13 protein-coding genes are annotated in these 17282 nt (G+C 55.6%); 9 read left to right on the top strand and 4 right to left on the bottom strand.

Annotated elements, in window-relative coordinates:
- Positions 1 to 336 precede the first annotated feature (336 nt).
- The 4 genes from qseE to glnB are packed head-to-tail and all read left to right on the top strand — an operon-like array spanning position 337 to position 4253.
- Positions 337 to 1767, top strand: coding sequence for a two component system sensor histidine kinase QseE/GlrK (gene qseE, locus ACQ0PY_RS17415; RefSeq protein WP_109740520.1), 1431 nt, complete (start codon positions 337 to 339; stop codon positions 1765 to 1767).
- Between the two features lie 21 nt (positions 1768 to 1788).
- Complete coding sequence (gene qseG / locus ACQ0PY_RS17410; protein ID WP_109740648.1) at positions 1789 to 2520, top strand: two-component system QseEF-associated lipoprotein QseG; 732 nt, start codon at positions 1789 to 1791, stop codon at positions 2518 to 2520.
- Positions 2520 to 3854 (top strand): two-component system response regulator GlrR, encoded by a 1335-nt coding sequence (gene glrR / locus ACQ0PY_RS17405; protein ID WP_086512879.1) that lies wholly within the window; start codon positions 2520 to 2522, stop codon positions 3852 to 3854. The genes qseG and glrR overlap by 1 nt, the downstream gene beginning before the upstream one ends.
- Before the next feature lie 60 nt (positions 3855 to 3914).
- Positions 3915 to 4253, top strand: coding sequence for a nitrogen regulatory protein P-II (glnB, locus tag ACQ0PY_RS17400; RefSeq protein ID WP_012906673.1), 339 nt, complete (start codon positions 3915 to 3917; stop codon positions 4251 to 4253).
- Between the two features lie 96 nt (positions 4254 to 4349).
- Here glnB and hmpA read toward each other — a convergent pair whose 3' ends face one another.
- The gene (hmpA, locus tag ACQ0PY_RS17395) at positions 4350 to 5540 is read right to left on the bottom strand and encodes an NO-inducible flavohemoprotein (RefSeq protein ID WP_109740519.1); all 1191 of its coding nucleotides are present in this window, start codon (positions 5538 to 5540) and stop codon (positions 4350 to 4352) included.
- Between the two features lie 327 nt (positions 5541 to 5867).
- Between hmpA and glyA the strand changes: the two genes are divergently transcribed.
- Positions 5868 to 7121: a serine hydroxymethyltransferase gene (gene glyA, locus ACQ0PY_RS17390; RefSeq protein ID WP_042999800.1), complete on the top strand. Its 1254-nt coding sequence runs from the start codon at positions 5868 to 5870 to the stop codon at positions 7119 to 7121.
- A 48-nt stretch (positions 7122 to 7169) separates the two neighbouring features.
- On the opposite strand, the gene ACQ0PY_RS17385 is transcribed toward glyA, so the two are convergent.
- On the bottom strand, positions 7170 to 7592 hold the full coding sequence (locus ACQ0PY_RS17385; protein WP_109740518.1) for a DoxX family protein: 423 nt from the start codon (positions 7590 to 7592) through the stop codon (positions 7170 to 7172).
- A gap of 75 nt (positions 7593 to 7667) precedes the next feature.
- A complete protein-coding gene (locus ACQ0PY_RS17380; protein ID WP_109740517.1) occupies positions 7668 to 8861 on the bottom strand; it encodes an ROK family transcriptional regulator in 1194 nt (397 codons plus the stop codon).
- Between the two features lie 113 nt (positions 8862 to 8974).
- On the opposite strand from ACQ0PY_RS17380, the gene ACQ0PY_RS17375 reads away from it, so the two are divergent.
- The 4 genes from ACQ0PY_RS17375 to ACQ0PY_RS17360 all read left to right on the top strand — a co-directional run bounded on the left by ACQ0PY_RS17375 (position 8975) and on the right by ACQ0PY_RS17360 (position 15822).
- Positions 8975 to 12241 carry a DUF5107 domain-containing protein gene (locus tag ACQ0PY_RS17375; protein WP_109740516.1) on the top strand — a complete coding sequence of 1089 codons (3267 nt, stop codon included), beginning with the start codon at positions 8975 to 8977 and terminating at the stop codon, positions 12239 to 12241.
- A gap of 71 nt (positions 12242 to 12312) precedes the next feature.
- Positions 12313 to 13752 (top strand): sugar porter family MFS transporter, encoded by a 1440-nt coding sequence (locus ACQ0PY_RS17370; RefSeq protein WP_109740515.1) that lies wholly within the window; start codon positions 12313 to 12315, stop codon positions 13750 to 13752.
- Positions 13752 to 14594 carry an aldose 1-epimerase gene (locus ACQ0PY_RS17365; protein WP_042999805.1) on the top strand — a complete coding sequence of 281 codons (843 nt, stop codon included), beginning with the start codon at positions 13752 to 13754 and terminating at the stop codon, positions 14592 to 14594. Before ACQ0PY_RS17370 ends, ACQ0PY_RS17365 begins: the two co-directional genes overlap by 1 nt.
- Before the next feature lie 88 nt (positions 14595 to 14682).
- The gene (locus tag ACQ0PY_RS17360; RefSeq protein WP_042999806.1) at positions 14683 to 15822 is read left to right on the top strand and encodes a 3-phenylpropionate MFS transporter; all 1140 of its coding nucleotides are present in this window, start codon (positions 14683 to 14685) and stop codon (positions 15820 to 15822) included.
- On the opposite strand, the gene csiE is transcribed toward ACQ0PY_RS17360, so the two are convergent.
- Entirely contained in the window at positions 15814 to 17094 is a 1281-nt protein-coding gene (gene csiE / locus ACQ0PY_RS17355) for a stationary phase inducible protein CsiE (RefSeq protein ID WP_446894156.1), read from the bottom strand. The two genes, ACQ0PY_RS17360 and csiE, sit on opposite strands and share 9 nt — an antisense overlap.
- Positions 17095 to 17282: the final 188 nt, after the last annotated feature.

Here is a 17282-nt window from a genome sequence, read left to right as displayed (position 1 = left end):
GCATTAATCGATTAATTATCAATAAAAAACAATTAAATTCAGGGTGTTAATAATTTGTTTTGAATGCTGGCATAGTTACTGCATAATAGTAACCAGTGGCTCATTCACCTTCTTATGTCAGCCCCTTCGGGACGTGCTACATAAACTTCGAATGACGCACAACAAGGTGCCTGCCGTCCAACTTCTGATAATAGCGCTGCTTTATCAACCATCGGGCGAAACGTCGAGTTAGGCACCGCCTTATTCCATAACAAAGCCGGGTTCAGCCCGGCTTTGTTGTATCTGGCGTTTCCCTCAGTTAGCATCGTTCTATTCATCTCCTGTGAGAGTAATGCCTTGAAGCGCTGGTCTGTTTTTCCCCGGTCACTACGCCAACTGGTGACGCTGGCATTCCTGCTGATCCTGTTACCGCTGCTGGTCCTCGCCTGGCAGGCGTGGCAAAGCCTGAACGCGCTTAGCGCCCAGGCGGCGCAGACTAACCGTACTACCCTTATCGATGCGCGTCGCAGTGAGGCGATGACCAATGCCGCCCTGGAGATGGAGCGTAGCTATCGTCAGTATTGCGTGCTTGACGATCCGACGCTGGCAAAGGTGTATCAGAGCCAGCGCAAACGCTACAGTGAAATGCTGGACGCCCATGCGGGTGTTCTGCCTGACGATAAGCTGTATCAGGCGTTACGTCAGGATCTGAACGACCTGGCGCAACTGCAATGCCGGAACAGTGGGCCTGAAACCGCCGCGGCCGCGCGACTGGAAGCATTTGCCAACGCCAATACCGAAATGGTGCAAGCGACGCGTACCGTGGTTTTTTCACGCGGGCAGCAGCTACAACAAGAGATTGCCGAGCGTGGACAGTTCTTCGGCTGGCAGGCGCTGGTATTGTTTCTGGTGAGTCTGGCGATGGTGCTGTTGTTCACGCGGATGATTATCGGGCCGGTAAAGGGCATTGAGCGGATGATCAATCGTCTGGGGGAAGGGCGATCGCTGGGCAATACCGTCACCTTTACCGGACCGCGCGAACTGCGTTCCGTTGGGCAGCGGATCATCTGGTTGAGCGAGCGCCTCTCCTGGCTGGAGTCTCAACGCCATCAATTTTTGCGCCATCTCTCCCATGAGTTGAAAACCCCGCTGGCCAGCATGCGTGAAGGCACCGAACTGCTGGCGGACCAGGTAGTGGGGCCACTGACGCCGGAACAAAAAGAGGTGGTTGGCATTCTTGATGACAGTAGCCGTAACCTACAAAAATTGATTGAACAACTGCTTGATTACAACCGCAAACTGGCGGATAGCGCCATTGAAATGGAAAGCGTGGAGATTGAACCGCTGGTAGATATGGTGGTTTCCGCTCATAGTCTACCGGCTCGCGCTAAAATGATGCATACCGACATTGCGCTGGCGGCCGATCGCTGCCTGGCCGAGCCGATGTTACTGATGAGCGTACTGGATAATCTTTATTCCAATGCGGTGCACTATGGGGCTGAATCCGGTAACATCCGTATTCGCAGCCGCTTACAGGGAACAACCGTGTATATCGATGTTATCAACACCGGAACTCCTATTCCTGAAGCGGAAAGAACTATGATTTTCGAACCTTTTTTCCAGGGAAGTCATCAACGGAAAGGGGCAGTGAAAGGGAGCGGACTGGGGCTAAGTATCGCCAGAGATTGTATCCGCCGTATGCAGGGTGAGCTCTATCTTGTCGATGAACAGGCGCAAGAGGTTTGCTTCCGCATAGAACTGCCGTTATCTGCAACGAAAAACGACTAAATAATGCTAAGCCTGGTGAATATGCCACACGTTTTTTCTCACATTTTCCAACGTCTATTCTCCCGCCAGTTCATCCTGGCGGGAATGCCGTGCCTTGCGCTGATGGGGTGTACGCCGCATTCAGTGAAGCACATCACCGGGGATGCGCCGCAGGATGCCCTCCCGACGTATCAACTGGCAGATTATCTGTCTGTTGAGTGTACTGATATCTGGGCATTGCAGGGGCAATCGACGGATACCAACCCTCTTTACTGGCTGCGCGCCATTGACTGCGCAGATCGCCTGCTACCGGTGCAGTCGCGCAGCGAGGCCCGCTCGCTGAGTGACGACAGCTGGCAAAACGCTTTTAAGCGCGGCATCTTGCTGGCGAATGCCAAAATTACGCCGCTGGAGCGTCGCGAAAACGTCTCGCGACTGGATGCGTTCAGCCCGCAGATCCCGGCGCAGGTGCGCCCGCTTTATCAGGTCTGGCGCGACGGACAGTCGTTACAGCTCCAGCTCGCCGAAGAACGCCAGCGTTACAGCAAACTGCAGCAAACGACCGATGGCGATCTGGATACGCTGCGTCAGCAGCATCAGCACCTTCAGGCACAGCTCGATCTCACCACGCGTAAACTGGAGAACCTGACCGATATTGAGCGCCAGCTTTCCACCCGTAAACCGGCGGGAAATTACAATCCGGATGCGACGCATGGCGGCGACAAGTCTGAGGGACAAGCCCCGGAATCATTACAAGATGAGGTGACCCCATAATGAGTCGTAAACCGGCGCATTTACTGCTCGTGGATGATGATCCAGGCCTGTTAAAACTGCTGGGCATGCGTCTGACCAGTGAAGGCTATAGCGTGGTGACCGCAGAGAGCGGGGCAGAAGGGCTGCGTGTTTTGAACCGTGAAAAAGTGGATCTGGTGATAAGCGATCTGCGGATGGATGAGATGGACGGCATGCAGCTGTTCAGCGAGATCCAGAAGGTGCAGCCGGGAATGCCGGTCATCATTCTTACCGCCCACGGTTCGATTCCGGATGCGGTCGCGGCAACGCAAAAGGGCGTGTTCAGCTTCCTGACTAAACCCGTGGATAAAGATGCGCTGTATCAGGCGATTGACGAGGCGCTTGAGCAGTCGGCACCCGCCACGGATGATAGCTGGCGTGAATCGATTGTTACCCGTAGCCCGCTGATGCTGCGTCTGCTGGAGCAGGCGCGGATGGTGGCACAGTCCGACGTCAGTGTATTGATCAATGGTCAGAGCGGTACCGGGAAAGAGATCTTCGCCCAGGCTATTCACAATGCCAGCCCGCGCAGCAGTAAACCGTTTATTGCCATCAATTGTGGGGCGCTACCGGAACAATTGCTGGAGTCGGAGTTATTCGGCCACTCGCGCGGCGCGTTTACCGGCGCGGTGAGTAACCGCGAGGGGCTGTTTCAGGCGGCGGAAGGCGGGACGCTGTTCCTGGACGAGATTGGCGACATGCCCGCGCCGCTACAGGTCAAACTGCTGCGCGTCTTGCAGGAACGCAAAGTCAGACCGCTTGGCAGCAACCGCGACATCGATATTGATGTGCGTATTATCTCGGCAACCCACCGTGACTTGCCGAAAGCCATGGCGCGCGGCGAGTTTCGTGAAGATTTATACTACCGCCTCAACGTGGTAAGTCTGAAGATCCCGGCGCTGGCGGAGCGGACCGAAGATATTCCGCTGCTGGCAAATCATCTGCTGCGCCAGTCGGCGGAGCGGCATAAGCCGTTTGTGCGGGCGTTTTCGACGGATGCAATGAAGCGGCTAATGACCGCCAGTTGGCCGGGCAACGTGCGTCAACTGGTGAACGTGATTGAACAGTGCGTGGCGCTGACCTCTTCGCCGGTTATCAGCGATGCGCTGGTGGAACAGGCGCTGGAAGGGGAAAATACCGCGCTGCCGACTTTTGTTGAAGCGCGTAACCAGTTTGAACTGAACTATCTGCGCAAGTTGCTGCAAATCACCAAAGGCAATGTGACGCATGCGGCAAGAATGGCGGGCCGTAACCGGACGGAGTTCTACAAACTCCTGTCACGCCATGAGCTGGATGCAAACGATTTCAAAGAATAACGTTGCGTAATATGTTACGTTTACCCGATTAAAAGACAGGCGACCTTTTCAAGGACTAGCATGAAAAAGATTGATGCGATTATTAAACCCTTCAAGCTCGATGATGTTCGTGAAGCGCTGGCTGAAGTCGGTATTACCGGGATGACCGTCACCGAAGTGAAAGGCTTTGGGCGTCAGAAAGGGCATACCGAGCTGTACCGCGGCGCGGAATACATGGTGGATTTTCTGCCGAAGGTGAAAATTGAAATCGTCGTACCAGACGATATCGTTGAAACCTGCGTGGATACCATTATTCGCACAGCGCAGACGGGCAAAATCGGCGATGGTAAGATCTTCGTCTTTGATGTGGCGCGCGTGGTGCGTATCCGTACCGGTGAAGAAGACGACGCGGCAATTTAAGCCGCGCCGTGCGCATGCCGGATGGTGGCGTAAACGCCTTATCCGGCCCTGCATCCTATAGGCCGGATAAGCACAGCGCCATCAGGCATGACATCATTACAAGACCTTATGCGGGCCGAAGCATTCGTAATGAATGTTTTCGTTTTTCACACCCAGCTCAACAAGCTGCTTCGCGGCAAACTGCATAAAGCCCACCGGACCGCACAGATAAAACTGCATCGCCGGATCGCTGATTGCGCCTTCCAGTTTGTTCAAATCCATCAGCCCAACGCTATCAAACGCGCCTTTCGCGCGATCGGCTTCGGTTGGCTCACGATACCAGGTGTGGGCGCTAAAGCGTGGCAGCATTTTACCCAGTTCACTCACTTCATCGGCAAACGCATGGACGTCGCCGTTTTCTGCGGCGTGGAACCAGTTGACCTGCGCGGTGTGGTTTGCTTTTGCCAGCGTATCCAGCATTGCCAGCATGGGCGTTTGACCGACGCCAGCAGAGATCAGGGAAACCGGCGTATTCGGGGTGACTGCCATAAAGAAATCGCCAGCAGGTGCGGCCAAATGCACGACATCGCCGATGTTCGCATGGTTATGCAGCCAGTTTGATACCTGACCGCCTTCTTCACGTTTCACGGCAATACGGTAGCTTTTACCATCCGCTTTACGGGTCAGAGAATACTGACGAATCTCCTGATGCGGGAAGCCTTCCGGTTTCAGCCAGACACCAAGATACTGGCCAGGCTGGTATTCGGCCACGGTGCCGCCGTCTACCGGTTCAAGTTCAAAGCTGGTAATCAGTGCGCTGCGCGGGGTTTTCTCCACGATCCGGAACGGACGCGTGCCTTCCCAGCCGCCGGTTTTACGGGCGTTTTCACTGTAGATTTGCGCTTCGCGGTGAATAAAGACATTCGCCAACACGCCGTAGGCTTTGCCCCACGCATCCAGCACGTCCTGGCCTGGACTGAACATTTCGTCGAGGGTCGCCAGCAGGTGTGTACCGACAATGTTGTACTGCTCAGGTTTTATCTGAAAGCTGGTGTGCTTTTGGGCGATTTTCTCAACTGCAGGCAGCAGGGCAGGCAGATTCTCAATATTGCTGGCATAAGCGGCAATGGCATTAAACAGGGCTTCACGCTGATCGCCATTACGCTGGTTGCTCATGTTAAAAATTTCTTTGAGTTCAGGGTTATGAGCGAACATGCGATCGTAAAAATGGGCGGTCAGTTTGGGGCCGGTTTCTACCAGCAGGGGAATGGTGGCTTTTACAGTGGCGATGGTTTGGGCGTCAAGCATACGGTCTTCCTTTATGTGAATCTTTAATGATGTATGTCAAATGCATCTTATAAAAAATATCCCTGCTTTGTAAATGGTTCTTTGACGCTTTACGTGTTAAACGTTACAACGTGAAAAATCTGCATCACAAACCTGAAAAGAAATCCGTTGAAATTCGTAAGGTCTTCATTCCGCAAAGCCTTGTGTCCTGTGAAGGTAATCGTTTGCGTAAATTCCTTTGTCAAGACCTGTTATCACAGAATGATTCAGTTATACTGTTGCCCGTTGTCCAACAGGACCGCCTTTTAAGGCCAAAAATTCTATCGTTAGCTGAGTCAGGAGATGCGGATGTTAAAGCGTGAAATGAACATTGCCGATTATGATGCCGAACTGTGGCAGGCTATGGAGCAGGAAAAAGTACGTCAGGAAGAGCACATCGAACTGATCGCCTCCGAAAACTACACCAGTCCGCGTGTCATGCAGGCGCAGGGCTCTCAGCTGACTAACAAATACGCTGAAGGATATCCGGGCAAGCGCTACTACGGCGGCTGCGAATACGTCGATATCGTTGAGCAACTGGCGATTGATCGCGCCAAAGAACTGTTTGGCGCAGACTACGCTAACGTACAGCCGCACTCCGGCTCTCAGGCTAACTTCGCGGTCTACACCGCGCTGCTGCAACCCGGTGATACCGTTCTGGGTATGAACCTGGCGCAAGGCGGCCACCTGACTCACGGCTCTCCGGTGAACTTCTCTGGCAAACTGTACAACATCGTACCTTACGGTATCGATGAGTCCGGTAAAATTGACTACGAAGAGATGGCGCAGCTGGCGCAGACGCACAAACCGAAAATGATCATCGGAGGCTTCTCTGCTTATTCCGGCGTGGTTGACTGGGCAAAAATGCGTGAAATCGCTGACAGCATCGGTGCGTACCTGTTCGTTGATATGGCCCACGTTGCGGGTCTGATTGCCGCAGGTGTTTACCCGAACCCGGTTCCGCATGCACACGTTGTGACCACCACCACCCACAAAACCCTGGCGGGTCCGCGCGGCGGCCTGATCCTGGCGAAAGGCGGTGATGAAGAGCTGTACAAAAAACTGAACTCTGCCGTTTTCCCAAGCGCGCAGGGCGGCCCGTTGATGCACGTGATTGCCGGTAAAGCGGTTGCACTGAAAGAAGCGATGGAGCCAGAGTTCAAAGTCTACCAGCAGCAGGTTGCGAAAAACGCCAAAGCGATGGTGGAAGTGTTCCTGAACCGTGGCTACAAAGTGGTGTCCGGTGGTACTGAAAACCACCTGTTCTTGCTGGATCTGGTGGACAAAAACCTGACCGGTAAAGAAGCTGACGCCGCGCTGGGTCGTGCCAATATCACCGTGAACAAAAACAGCGTGCCGAACGATCCGAAGAGCCCGTTCGTCACTTCCGGTATCCGTATCGGTTCTCCGGCCATTACGCGTCGCGGCTTTAAAGAAGCGGAAGCGAAAGAGCTGGCGGGCTGGATGTGTGATGTGCTGGACAACATCAATGATGAAGCGGTAATCGAGCGCATCAAAGGGAAAGTTCTGGATATCTGCGCACGCTTCCCGGTTTACGCATAATTCCGTTTTGCTGCAAGCAAAAGGCCGCCGATGCGGCCTTTTTCCTTTTTAGCGCCGGTCAATGGAAATCGCGCCCGGCCCTGTCAGCGCCAGTAGCAGGAAACCGCCTGCGATACTGACATTCTTATAGAAGTTAATCATATTCGGTCCCACCGCATCACCGGTCATATTCCAGAAGTGATGACCGATCACGGCGGTACCCAGCGTATAGAAAACGAAAATAACCGCCAGTGGACGCGTGAAAAAGCCCAGCACAATCAGTATCGCTGCCGGAACCTCCATAACAACGGCAATGATCGCAGCAAGCATCGGCGCAGGGGTACCGAGAGACGTCATATAATGTACGGTACCGTCGAACCCTGTCAGTTTCGGAAAGCCAAAAATAATAAACAGAATTGCCAGCGCAATACGGGCAATCAATAAAAACAGATGGCGTGATTCTCCAAAATCAAAATAACGTAACGTGTTCATAGCAGGCTCATTAGCATGAGTAACGTACTTTAAAACTACTACACAACCCCGAGGCTCGCCATTCGCGCCATAAGCTTATATTTCGTTCAGTTGCGACTCCACGTACAGATAGCCAATGCCCATCAGTTGCTGGGCGCGGGTCAGCGTGCCAACGCTAATTTGCGTCGCTTTCGCCCGCGGGTTATCGCCGTGATCGAAAGGGTTAAACCCCGTCTGTTGCCGTAGCGTATTGAGCCAGGATTCACCGAAGGCGCAACTGCGTCCGTACAGCCAGATCTGGTTGATATTCAGGATATTAAGAAAGTTATACAGGCTTAAACCAATCGCGCTGGCGGCATGTTCCACCCACGCCTGAATGCGTACATCACCCTTGCGCCAGGCGTCGATCAGCAAATCCGTGGTCAGCGTTTCCGGATCCCTTCCCGGCACTGGCTGCGCCTTCATCCAGACTCTGGCCTGCTTTTTCAGCGCGCTCAGGGAGGCGACGGTTTCCAGACAGCCGTAACGACCGCAGTCGCAGGCGATCCCGTCGGGGTTAACAATGGTATGCCCAATCTGACCGCTGCCGTACAGGCTACCGCGCCAGATATTGTCGTGAATGACGAACGATGAGCCAATGCCGTAATCGACGTTAATCACGCAGAAGTCCTCGTTGGCCGCCGGGTTTTGCCACTTTTCCGCCAGCGCCAGCATCACGCAGTCGTTGTCGAGGCGGACCTGTATACCGAGTCGTTCCTCCAGCAGATACTTGATTTCCATCGGTGTTTTCCACGGCGCCTGTGGCATCGTTTTCGATGCACCGGTGATCGGATCCACCTGACCGTGGACGCCCAGCGCGAGGTTGATCGTGGTGTCGGGATAGCGCTGACGCCAGCGCCGCCAGTGGTTGGCTATTGCGGCAAGCAGCGCGTCAGGCGTCGCGGCGTTAATCACCTCATGCTGCCAGTCGCCAACCGCCACCAGACGCGCATCGGCCAGCTGGCTGGTCAGACTGGTCGGGGTGACGTTCATGCACAGCGTCCACGCGCCCTGTACCGGCAGATGAAAACTCCCGCTGCTGAGTCCGCGCTGGCTCAGCGTTTCACGGGAGTGGCACAGCCGCCCTTCGTCCAGCAATTCTTCAAGAATGTTACTCACCGCCGGAATCGACAGGCCGGTGAGCTGCGCCAGTTGCGATTTACTGAGCTGCTTTTCGCGCCACAAATGCGACAGGAAGATCTGTTTATTCGCCTGTCTGACACGGGCGTTATTGAATCCCGAACGCTGCATACACTTAACTCTCTTAACTATATTGCGTGAGCATTGCGCATTTTACCGCCAGTTAACTGCCACACAATAGTCACAAGATGACATTTTACTTTTGTTTATTGAGTGGAGGCAGCATGTACGGTTCAGTTAAGGTCTGGCAGGAAACCCTCTCACTACCGACCTGGACGGTGGGTGAGGAAGATCCGAACCCGATGTTTCTGGAAAAACGGGTTTATCAGGGCTCCTCAGGTGCGGTTTACCCCTACGGTGTGATCGACACCCTGACCGGCAAGCGCGAGATGCGCGATTACCAGGCCGTGTGGATGGAAAACGATTTTATCCGCGTCATGCTGCTGCCCGAACTGGGGGGGCGTATTCACCGTGCGTATGACAAAGTGCAGCAGCGCGATTTTGTCTATTACAACGAAGTGGTGAAGCCTGCGCTGGTTGGCCTGTTGGGGCCGTGGATCTCCGGCGGGATCGAATTTAACTGGCCGCAGCACCATCGCCCCACTACTTTTATGCCGGTAGATTTTACACAGCGGGCAGGGGAACACGGCGAACAAACCGTCTGGATGGGTGAAGTGGAGCCGATGCGCGGTCTGCAGGTGATGACTGGATTCACCCTCTACCCGGATCGCGCGTTGATAGAAATCACCGGTAAAGTCTTCAACGGCAACGCCACGCCACGTCATTTTTTATGGTGGGCGAACCCGGCGGTGAAGGGCGGCGACGATCATCAAAGCGTGTTCCCGCCTGATGTCACGGCGGTGTTCGATCACGGCAAGCGCGATGTCTCCGCTTTTCCGATCGCTACGGGCACCTATTACAAAGTTGACTACTCGGCAGGGGTGGATATCTCCCGCTATAAGAATGTGCCGGTGCCGACTTCGTACATGGCGGAAAAATCGGACTATGATTTTGTCGGTGCCTGGCATCACGGTGAGCGCGGCGGGTTGCTCCATGTTGCCGATCATCACATCTCGCCGGGGAAAAAGCAGTGGAGCTGGGGCTACGGGGATTTTGGCGTGGCCTGGGATCGTAACCTGACCGATGAGAATGGCCCGTACATCGAATTAATGACCGGGGTGTTTACCGACAACCAGCCGGATTTCACCTGGCTTGCACCTTATGAAGAGAAGGTATTCGTCCAGAACTTCCTGCCATACAGTGAATTAGGAATGGTGCAAAACGCCAGTACCGACCTGGCGTTGCGACTGGTGCGTGATGAAAGCCAGCTGTCCGTTGGTGTCTATGCGGTTGCGCCATTGCAGGATGTGCAAGTGACGCTCAGTGCAGACGGCGCGCCTTTCTTCGAAACCACGCTGACGCTGGCACCTGGGAAAAGCTGGCTGACGACGCTTGCCGATTCGGGCTATGCGCGGATCACCATGACGGTCACCCGTCACGACGGTCAGACATTGCTGCAATACGAAGAGCATATTGCTGACGATTTGCCGCTGCCCTCGGCGGCAACGGCCCCGGCACAGCCGGAGGCATTATCTAACACTGATGAACTTTACTTTATCGGTCAGCATCTGGAGCAGTACAACCACGCCAGTCGTTACGCCGGGGATTACTATCGCCGGGCGCTGGAAATGGATCCGCTGGATTACCGCAACAACGTTGCGCTGGGGACGCTGGCACTGAACCAGGCTGACTGGGCGCAAGCTGAACGCTGTGCGAAAGCGGCATTAGCGCGGGCGCATCACCTGAACAAAAACCCGCGCGATGGTGAAGCCAGTATGCTGTTAGCCGCTGCGCGGGAGCGCCAGGGCGATTGCCAGCAGGCCTGGGATCATTACTACAAGGCGAGCTGGAGCGGAAACTGTCGCGACGCGGCCTTCTGGGCACTGGCCCGGCTTGCGATGGCGCGTGGCGATCATGCAGATGCACTGGCAAAAGTGACGCAGAGTTTGCGCTTTAACGGCAGCAACAATCTGGCGATGGGACTGAAAGTGCTGGTACTGGCAGAACTGGGACGCACGTCTGAGGCGCTGAAGTACATCGAGCAGCAGCTTAATGACTATCCGCTTAGCTACGTGCTGCACTATGCCCGCTGGGCGATACGCCGGGATGAACCGTCGAAAACGGCGCTTATCGCCATTACCGGTCGCCGAGGTACTAACGCCTGCGAACTGGCAGGATGGCTACTCTCTTTCGGTCAAAAAGCTGCAGCCCGCGAACTGCTGGAACTGCTGGACAGTCAGGAAACGCTGCCGTTGCTGTGGCGGGCGTCGCTGAGCGACCATCCGCAGCCGTTCATCGCCCAGGCGCGTGCTTGCCTGCCTAACCGGGTACGTTTCCCGAATACCCTCGACGAAGTACAGATGCTGCAAACGCTGGAGCATAGTGCTTACGCTCGCTATCTGTTGGGCTGCTTCTGGTACAGCAAACGCCGCTACGAAGAGGCGCTTACCTGCTGGCAATTTACCCTGCAACAGGAACCTGAATTTGCGCCTGTGCACCGTCTGCTGGGGATTTATGCGTGGAACAAACAGCACGATGCCGTCAAGGCACACCAGTATTTGTCGCAGGCCGTGGCGCTGGAACCTGATAACGCCCGTTTCCTGTTTGAACTGGATTACCTCAATAAACTCCTGGCGACGCCTGCCGAACAGCGTCTGCAACAGCTGGAATCGCGTAAGGCGGTGGTGTTCCAGCGTGACGATTTAACCGTGGAGTTGCTCAGCCTGTGGAACGGACTGGGCCACTACGATGATGCCGCGAAGGTGCTTGGCGAGCGCGTATTCCACCCCTGGGAAGGGGGCGAGGGGAAAGCGACCGGGCAGTACCTGCTGAACCAGATGCATCGGGCGCTGGCGGCGATCGGCAAAGAGGAATTCTCCGACGCGGTCAGTCTGCTACAACAGGCGCTGATCTATCCGCATAACCTGGGGGAAGGGCGCTTACCCGGACAAACCGATAACGATATCTGGTATCTGTTGGGCTATTGCGCTCAGCGTCAGGGATATCATGACGAAGCGCATCGTTACTTTGCCCGTGCCACCCGTGGCGGAAGCACGTTGGATGCCGGACGCTACTACAACGATCAGCCCGTGGACTATCTCTTCTGGCAGGGCATGGCGCTGAAACAGCTGGGTGAACGTGACGACGCAGAGCAACTTTTCCGCAGCTTCCTGCAATGGGTGACATCACAACGTGACCACGTGCCGGAGGTGGATTTCTTCGCCGTCTCATTACCGGATCTGGTGGTGCTCGATACGCCGGCGGAGGCAAAGCACCAGCAGCACTGCCTGTTTATTACCGCGTTGGGGCATCTGGGGCTTGGGGATTTATCCGCCTGCCAGCAGGCGCTTGACGCACTTCTGCAACAGAACCCGGCGCATGACAAAGCTCTGCTTTTGCGCCATGTCATCAGACTGGAGTTATTGCACTAAACCCTGAACCGGTGGCGGTAACGCCACCGGAAACCTACTGTTCCCTGCGTTTCCCTGAAAGAGGAATCATAATGAATAACGCGCAGACACATTTGAAAATCGGCTACGTCTGGACTATCTGTCTGGTCGCAGCCTGTGGTGGTTTGCTGTTTGGCTACGACTGGGTGGTGATTGGTGGGGCAAAGCCTTTTTATGAAGCGTACTTCTCGATAACCGATCCGGCGCAGTCCGGCTGGGCGATGAGCTCCGCGCTGGTGGGCTGTATTTTTGGCGCGTTGATTTCGGGCTGGTGCGCCGATAAATTTGGCCGAAAAATGCCGCTCATCCTCTCTGCTATTCTGTTCAGCGCCTCGGCATGGGGAACCGCCGTTGCCAGCAACTTCGACATGTTCGTGGTTTACCGCATTGTTGGCGGCGTCGGGATTGGCCTGGCGTCAGCGCTCAGTCCGCTGTACATCGCCGAAGTCAGTCCGGCGGAAAAACGCGGACGTTTTGTGGCGGTGAACCAGTTGACCATTGTCATTGGCGTTCTGGCGGCGCAACTGATCAACCTGATGATCGCTGAACCCGTTGCCACAGGGGCGACACAGCAGGCAATTGTTGAGAGCTGGAACGGGCAGATGGGCTGGCGCTGGATGTTTGGCGCGGAACTGGTTCCCGCGTTGGCCTTTCTGGTGCTGATGTTTTTCGTCCCGGAATCCCCGCGCTGGCTGGTGAAGGCGGGTAAACCGGAGCGTGCGCGTGCCATGCTGCAACGCATTGGCTCTGCGGAGTACGCCGGACAGACGCTAAAAGAGATCGAACACACGCTGCTCAAAGATAATCACAGAGTCGCATGGTCCACGCTGCTGCAACCGCAGATCAAACCGATCGTGATCATCGGCATGGTGCTGGCGGTCTTCCAGCAGTGGTGCGGGATCAACGTGATCTTTAACTACGCGCAGGAAATTTTCGCCTCTGCCGGTTTCGACATCAACGGTACGCTGAAATCGATCGTTGCCACTGGCATTATCAACCTGGTCTTTACCCTCGCCGCACTGCCGCTGGTGGACAAAATTGGCCGGCGCAAGCTGATGCTGTTCGGCGCATCCGGCCTGACGGTGATTTATGTGTTGATTGCCGGTGCCTACGGGATGGGGATTATGGGCTGGCCGGTGCTGGTTCTGGTGCTGGCGGCCATTGCCATTTATGCCCTGACGCTGGCACCGGTCACCTGGGTGCTGCTGTCTGAAATCTTTCCTAACCGCGTGCGCGGGCTGGCGATGTCGCTGGGTACGCTGGCGCTGTGGATTGCCTGTTTCCTGTTGACCTATACCTTCCCGCTGCTCAATGCCGGGCTGGGTGCCGCCGGGAGTTTCCTGCTCTACGGCGTGATTTGCGCAATGGGATATGTGTATGTGCTGCGTAATGTACCGGAAACAAAAGGCGTAACGCTGGAAGCGCTGGAAGAACAACTGGCGGCGAGACATTTGAAAGCCAGCCCGTCGGCACAGCCAAAAAGCGTGCGCTGATGACCACGCCGCTGACGCTGCATAACGCGCATCTGCGGATGCGCGTGGATCCTCAAGGCGGCGCGCTGTTGTCGCTGTTTTCGTTACAACATCAACAACCGGTTCTACGCGAAAGCGAGGGAAAAACCGCCGGTGATGGCGGGCTGTTTCCGATGCTGCCGGTTGCCAATCGCGTGGCCGGTAACCGCTTCAGCCAGCGCGGAACCGAGGTGCAATTGCCGTTATATGAGGTCGACGACGCGTTTTTCCTGCACGGTGACGGCTGGCTTAAACGCTGGGAAGTGACGGCGGCGACCGATGATAGCTGTTCGCTGCGTCTGCGCAGTCAACTGGCATGTGGCTATGATTATCAGGCGGAACTGCAGTATGTGCTTGACGCGTCAGTATTCAGGGCGTCGCTGACGATCGCTCATCTGGGCAAGCGCCCCATGCTGTACGGCTGCGGTTTCCACCCGTTTTTTGTCTTTGATGCGCGAAGCACCGTGCAGTTTTCTGCCAGCGGTTACTGGCCGGAAGGCGAGCACCATTTGCCGCTGGCCTGGCAGAGTGAACTGCCGACGGAGGCTGATTTTACCAGGGCGCAGTATGGCGCGGATCGCTGGTTAAATGTGGGGTATTCCGGCTGGAGTGGGCAGGCGATCGTTCAACGTAATGTGATGCGTGTCACGATTTCTGCGCAAACTCCCTGGCTTATGCTTTTCAGAATGCCGGGTGAGTCATTTCTTTGTCTGGAACCGCAGACGCATCCGGTGAATGCCCACCACATGCCGGGGCAGCCGGGATTGCGGATGTTAGGCTCTGGAGAACAGTGCCGTTTCGCGATGGAGATTCGCGTTGATTAGCGGCAAAACGTTGTTATGTTGCTGTTAATGTTCACTTGCGCCAGCCTGCGTTTATCGCCAGACTATCGCCTCCACACGGGAGGGGATCATGTCTTTGCACTCCACGCGCTGGCTGGCGCTCGGTTACTTCACCTATTTTTTTAGCTACGGGATTTTTCTTCCCTTCTGGAGCGTCTGGCTTAAAGGGCTTGGCCTCACGCCGGAGACGATCGGCCTCTTATTGGGCGCTGGTCTGGTCGCCCGTTTTCTTGGCAGTTTGATCATTGCCCCGCGGGTCAGCGATCCATCACGGCTGATCTCCGCGTTACGCATTCTGGCGCTACTGACGCTGATCTTTGCGCTGGCCTTCTGGGCCGGAACCCATGTCGCCTGGCTGATGGTGGTGATGGTCGGCTTTAACCTCTTCTTCTCGCCGCTGGTGCCGCTCACGGACGCGCTGGCGAATACCTGGCAAAAGCAGATCACCATGGATTATGGACGGGTGCGTCTGTGGGGATCGGTCGCGTTTGTGATTGGTTCGGCGCTAACCGGCAAACTGGTCAGCCTGTTTGATTACCGGGCGATTCTGGCGCTGCTTACGCTGGGTGTCGCCTCAATGTTGCTGGGAATGCTGATTCGCCCCAGCGTGTTGCCCAAAGGGGAAAACCGTCACCAGGAGAGCGCTGGCTGGCCCGCCTGGCGTTCGCTGGTCACACAAAGCTGGCGCTTTCTGGCCTGCGTCTGTCTGTTGCAGGGGGCGCATGCCGCCTACTACGGTTTTAGCGCTATTTACTGGCAGGGGGCGGGGTATTCCGCGTCGGCGGTCGGCTATCTCTGGTCGCTCGGCGTGGTGGCAGAAGTGATTATCTTCGCCCTGAGCAATAAGCTGTTCCGCCGCTTTAGCGCCCGCGATCTGTTACTGCTCTCCGCCATCTGTGGTGTGATTCGCTGGGGACTGATGGGCTGGACGACGGCGCTGCCGTGGCTGATTGTGGTGCAGATCCTCCATTGTGGCACCTTTACCGTCTGCCACCTGGCGGCGATGCGTTATATTGCGGCGCGTCAGGGAAGCGAAGTCATTCGTCTGCAGGCGGTCTATTCTGCTGTGGCGATGGGCGGCAGCATTGCCATCATGACCGTGTTTGCTGGCTTCCTGTACCAGAATCTGGGCAACGGCGTCTTCTGGGTGATGGCGCTGGTGGCGTTGCCGGCTATGGTACTGCGGCCAAAAGTGGCCGCTTCAGCCTGATTCCAGCATCTTGCGGATCTGCTGCTGCTGATGTGGCGTTAGCGCCTGATCCGCATGAATCAACGGGGGTGAAAAGAGCGGCAGCAGCGTGGCGTAAGGGGTAACAATCAGCGCCACGCCGCGCGGTGAGCCTTCCTGCTGGAAAGTTCGCATCGGCAATGGCTTGATGTTCAGCGACAGTAGCGTCAGTTCACGCAGTTGTTGTTCTATCTGCTGCTCCAGTTGCGGATTATCACCGGTCAGTAAGACGACCTGTTTCTCATGCAGGTCATTATCCTGCATCAGCCATGCGCCAAAAATCACCGCCACCAGTCCCGTCTCTTCTTCAGAAAACTCAACGGCATACTCTTCTTCAAACCCGCGTAACGCATCGCGGGTGGTACGCATCAGACGCGGATAGAGGCGGGCGAACTCTTCCGGCAAGGTGTTATCGATGCCAATCGAAAACAGGCAGCGGTTCAGCGCCTGGGACAGATGGATATAGAGCTGATCGTTTAGCCCCTGCTCGTCGTTAAAACGCACCGCGCCCATTTCGCGAAAACGCAGGATCAGGCGGGCGATCGCCAGACGCAACCGCCGGTTCTGCTGATGGTTATCGCGAATCGGGTCCGGGATGCGGACCATCGAAAACAGCAGCGCCATAAACAGCGATTCCGTTAATGGCGCATCCTGCCGGACACGACGCTGCCAGTGACGGCCAATCTCCTGCGCTAACGCGTATTCGGCGCAGGACTGCGCCCAGCGCTGCTGGACGGGATTGAATTCCGGCGAGATCCCCGCATGATGTTGCAACAGACAATATTGCAGATAGAGGCGCAGGAACTGGATGTCCCGGCACTCGAACGGCTTTTGCAGACGACGCGCACAAAGGTTAATCAGCGCATGCAGATTGGTATCGTCATACAGCGTGCGCAGGATCCCCCGCTGTTTTAGCTCAATTTTGAGGGCGGGGGCAAAGTGTTGATTAATGAACGCCGGACACAAACGCAGGCCGCGTCTGAGCCAGTGTAAGAGGCAGAGGCGTTGGTTAAGCGCGGTACCTTCGATCCGGTAGCACCCATTCGGACCAGTGCTAATGCTAAGTCGATGATAGCGTTGGATCTCCAGTCCCGTTTCGACAATATCCTCACGGGCAACAGTATCATCGACACCATTTAGCGCACTGAACATTTCCGCGGTGGCAATCTGCCCCGGCTGGAAAAGCGTCAGCAAAACCTGGCAACGGCGCTGGGGAGCAGAAAGTACAGATGGCGGAGCAAGCGTTGTCATCATCTGTCGGATCTCCCTTAGGTATGTTAGATAAGAATAGCTAAAGTTTTTCCATAGCCATTACGAATGAAATGTTTTGCGTCAGGAATGCAGGGAGAGGTCACAGAATTTTTCACGTGTGCAACCGCGTAAGAGAGTTTAACGCAGCGCTTTATTATGATTTTCCGCGTTTTTATCTTCAGATTGTGCAG

Source organism: Citrobacter sp. LST-B2 (assembly GCF_057983045.1).
The sequence above is the reverse complement of the archived record's forward strand: the minus strand, read 5'-3'. Positions and strand labels throughout refer to the sequence as shown.

Excerpts from the sequence above, each read along its gene's own strand:
- qseG (WP_109740648.1), top strand. The coding sequence starts at position 1,789 with ATGCCACACGTTTTTTCTCACATTTTCCAACGTCTATTCTCCCGCCAG.
- glrR (WP_086512879.1), top strand. The coding sequence starts at position 2,520 with ATGAGTCGTAAACCGGCGCATTTACTGCTCGTGGATGATGATCCAGGC.
- glnB (WP_012906673.1), top strand. The coding sequence starts at position 3,915 with ATGAAAAAGATTGATGCGATTATTAAACCCTTCAAGCTCGATGATGTT.
- hmpA (WP_109740519.1), bottom strand. The coding sequence starts at position 5,540 with ATGCTTGACGCCCAAACCATCGCCACTGTAAAAGCCACCATTCCCCTG.
- glyA (WP_042999800.1), top strand. The coding sequence starts at position 5,868 with ATGTTAAAGCGTGAAATGAACATTGCCGATTATGATGCCGAACTGTGG.
- ACQ0PY_RS17385 (WP_109740518.1), bottom strand. The coding sequence starts at position 7,592 with ATGAACACGTTACGTTATTTTGATTTTGGAGAATCACGCCATCTGTTT.
- ACQ0PY_RS17380 (WP_109740517.1), bottom strand. The coding sequence starts at position 8,861 with ATGCAGCGTTCGGGATTCAATAACGCCCGTGTCAGACAGGCGAATAAA.
- ACQ0PY_RS17375 (WP_109740516.1), top strand. The coding sequence starts at position 8,975 with ATGTACGGTTCAGTTAAGGTCTGGCAGGAAACCCTCTCACTACCGACC.
- ACQ0PY_RS17370 (WP_109740515.1), top strand. The coding sequence starts at position 12,313 with ATGAATAACGCGCAGACACATTTGAAAATCGGCTACGTCTGGACTATC.
- ACQ0PY_RS17365 (WP_042999805.1), top strand. The coding sequence starts at position 13,752 with ATGACCACGCCGCTGACGCTGCATAACGCGCATCTGCGGATGCGCGTG.
- ACQ0PY_RS17360 (WP_042999806.1), top strand. The coding sequence starts at position 14,683 with ATGTCTTTGCACTCCACGCGCTGGCTGGCGCTCGGTTACTTCACCTAT.
- csiE (WP_446894156.1), bottom strand. The coding sequence starts at position 17,094 with ATGATGACAACGCTTGCTCCGCCATCTGTACTTTCTGCTCCCCAGCGC.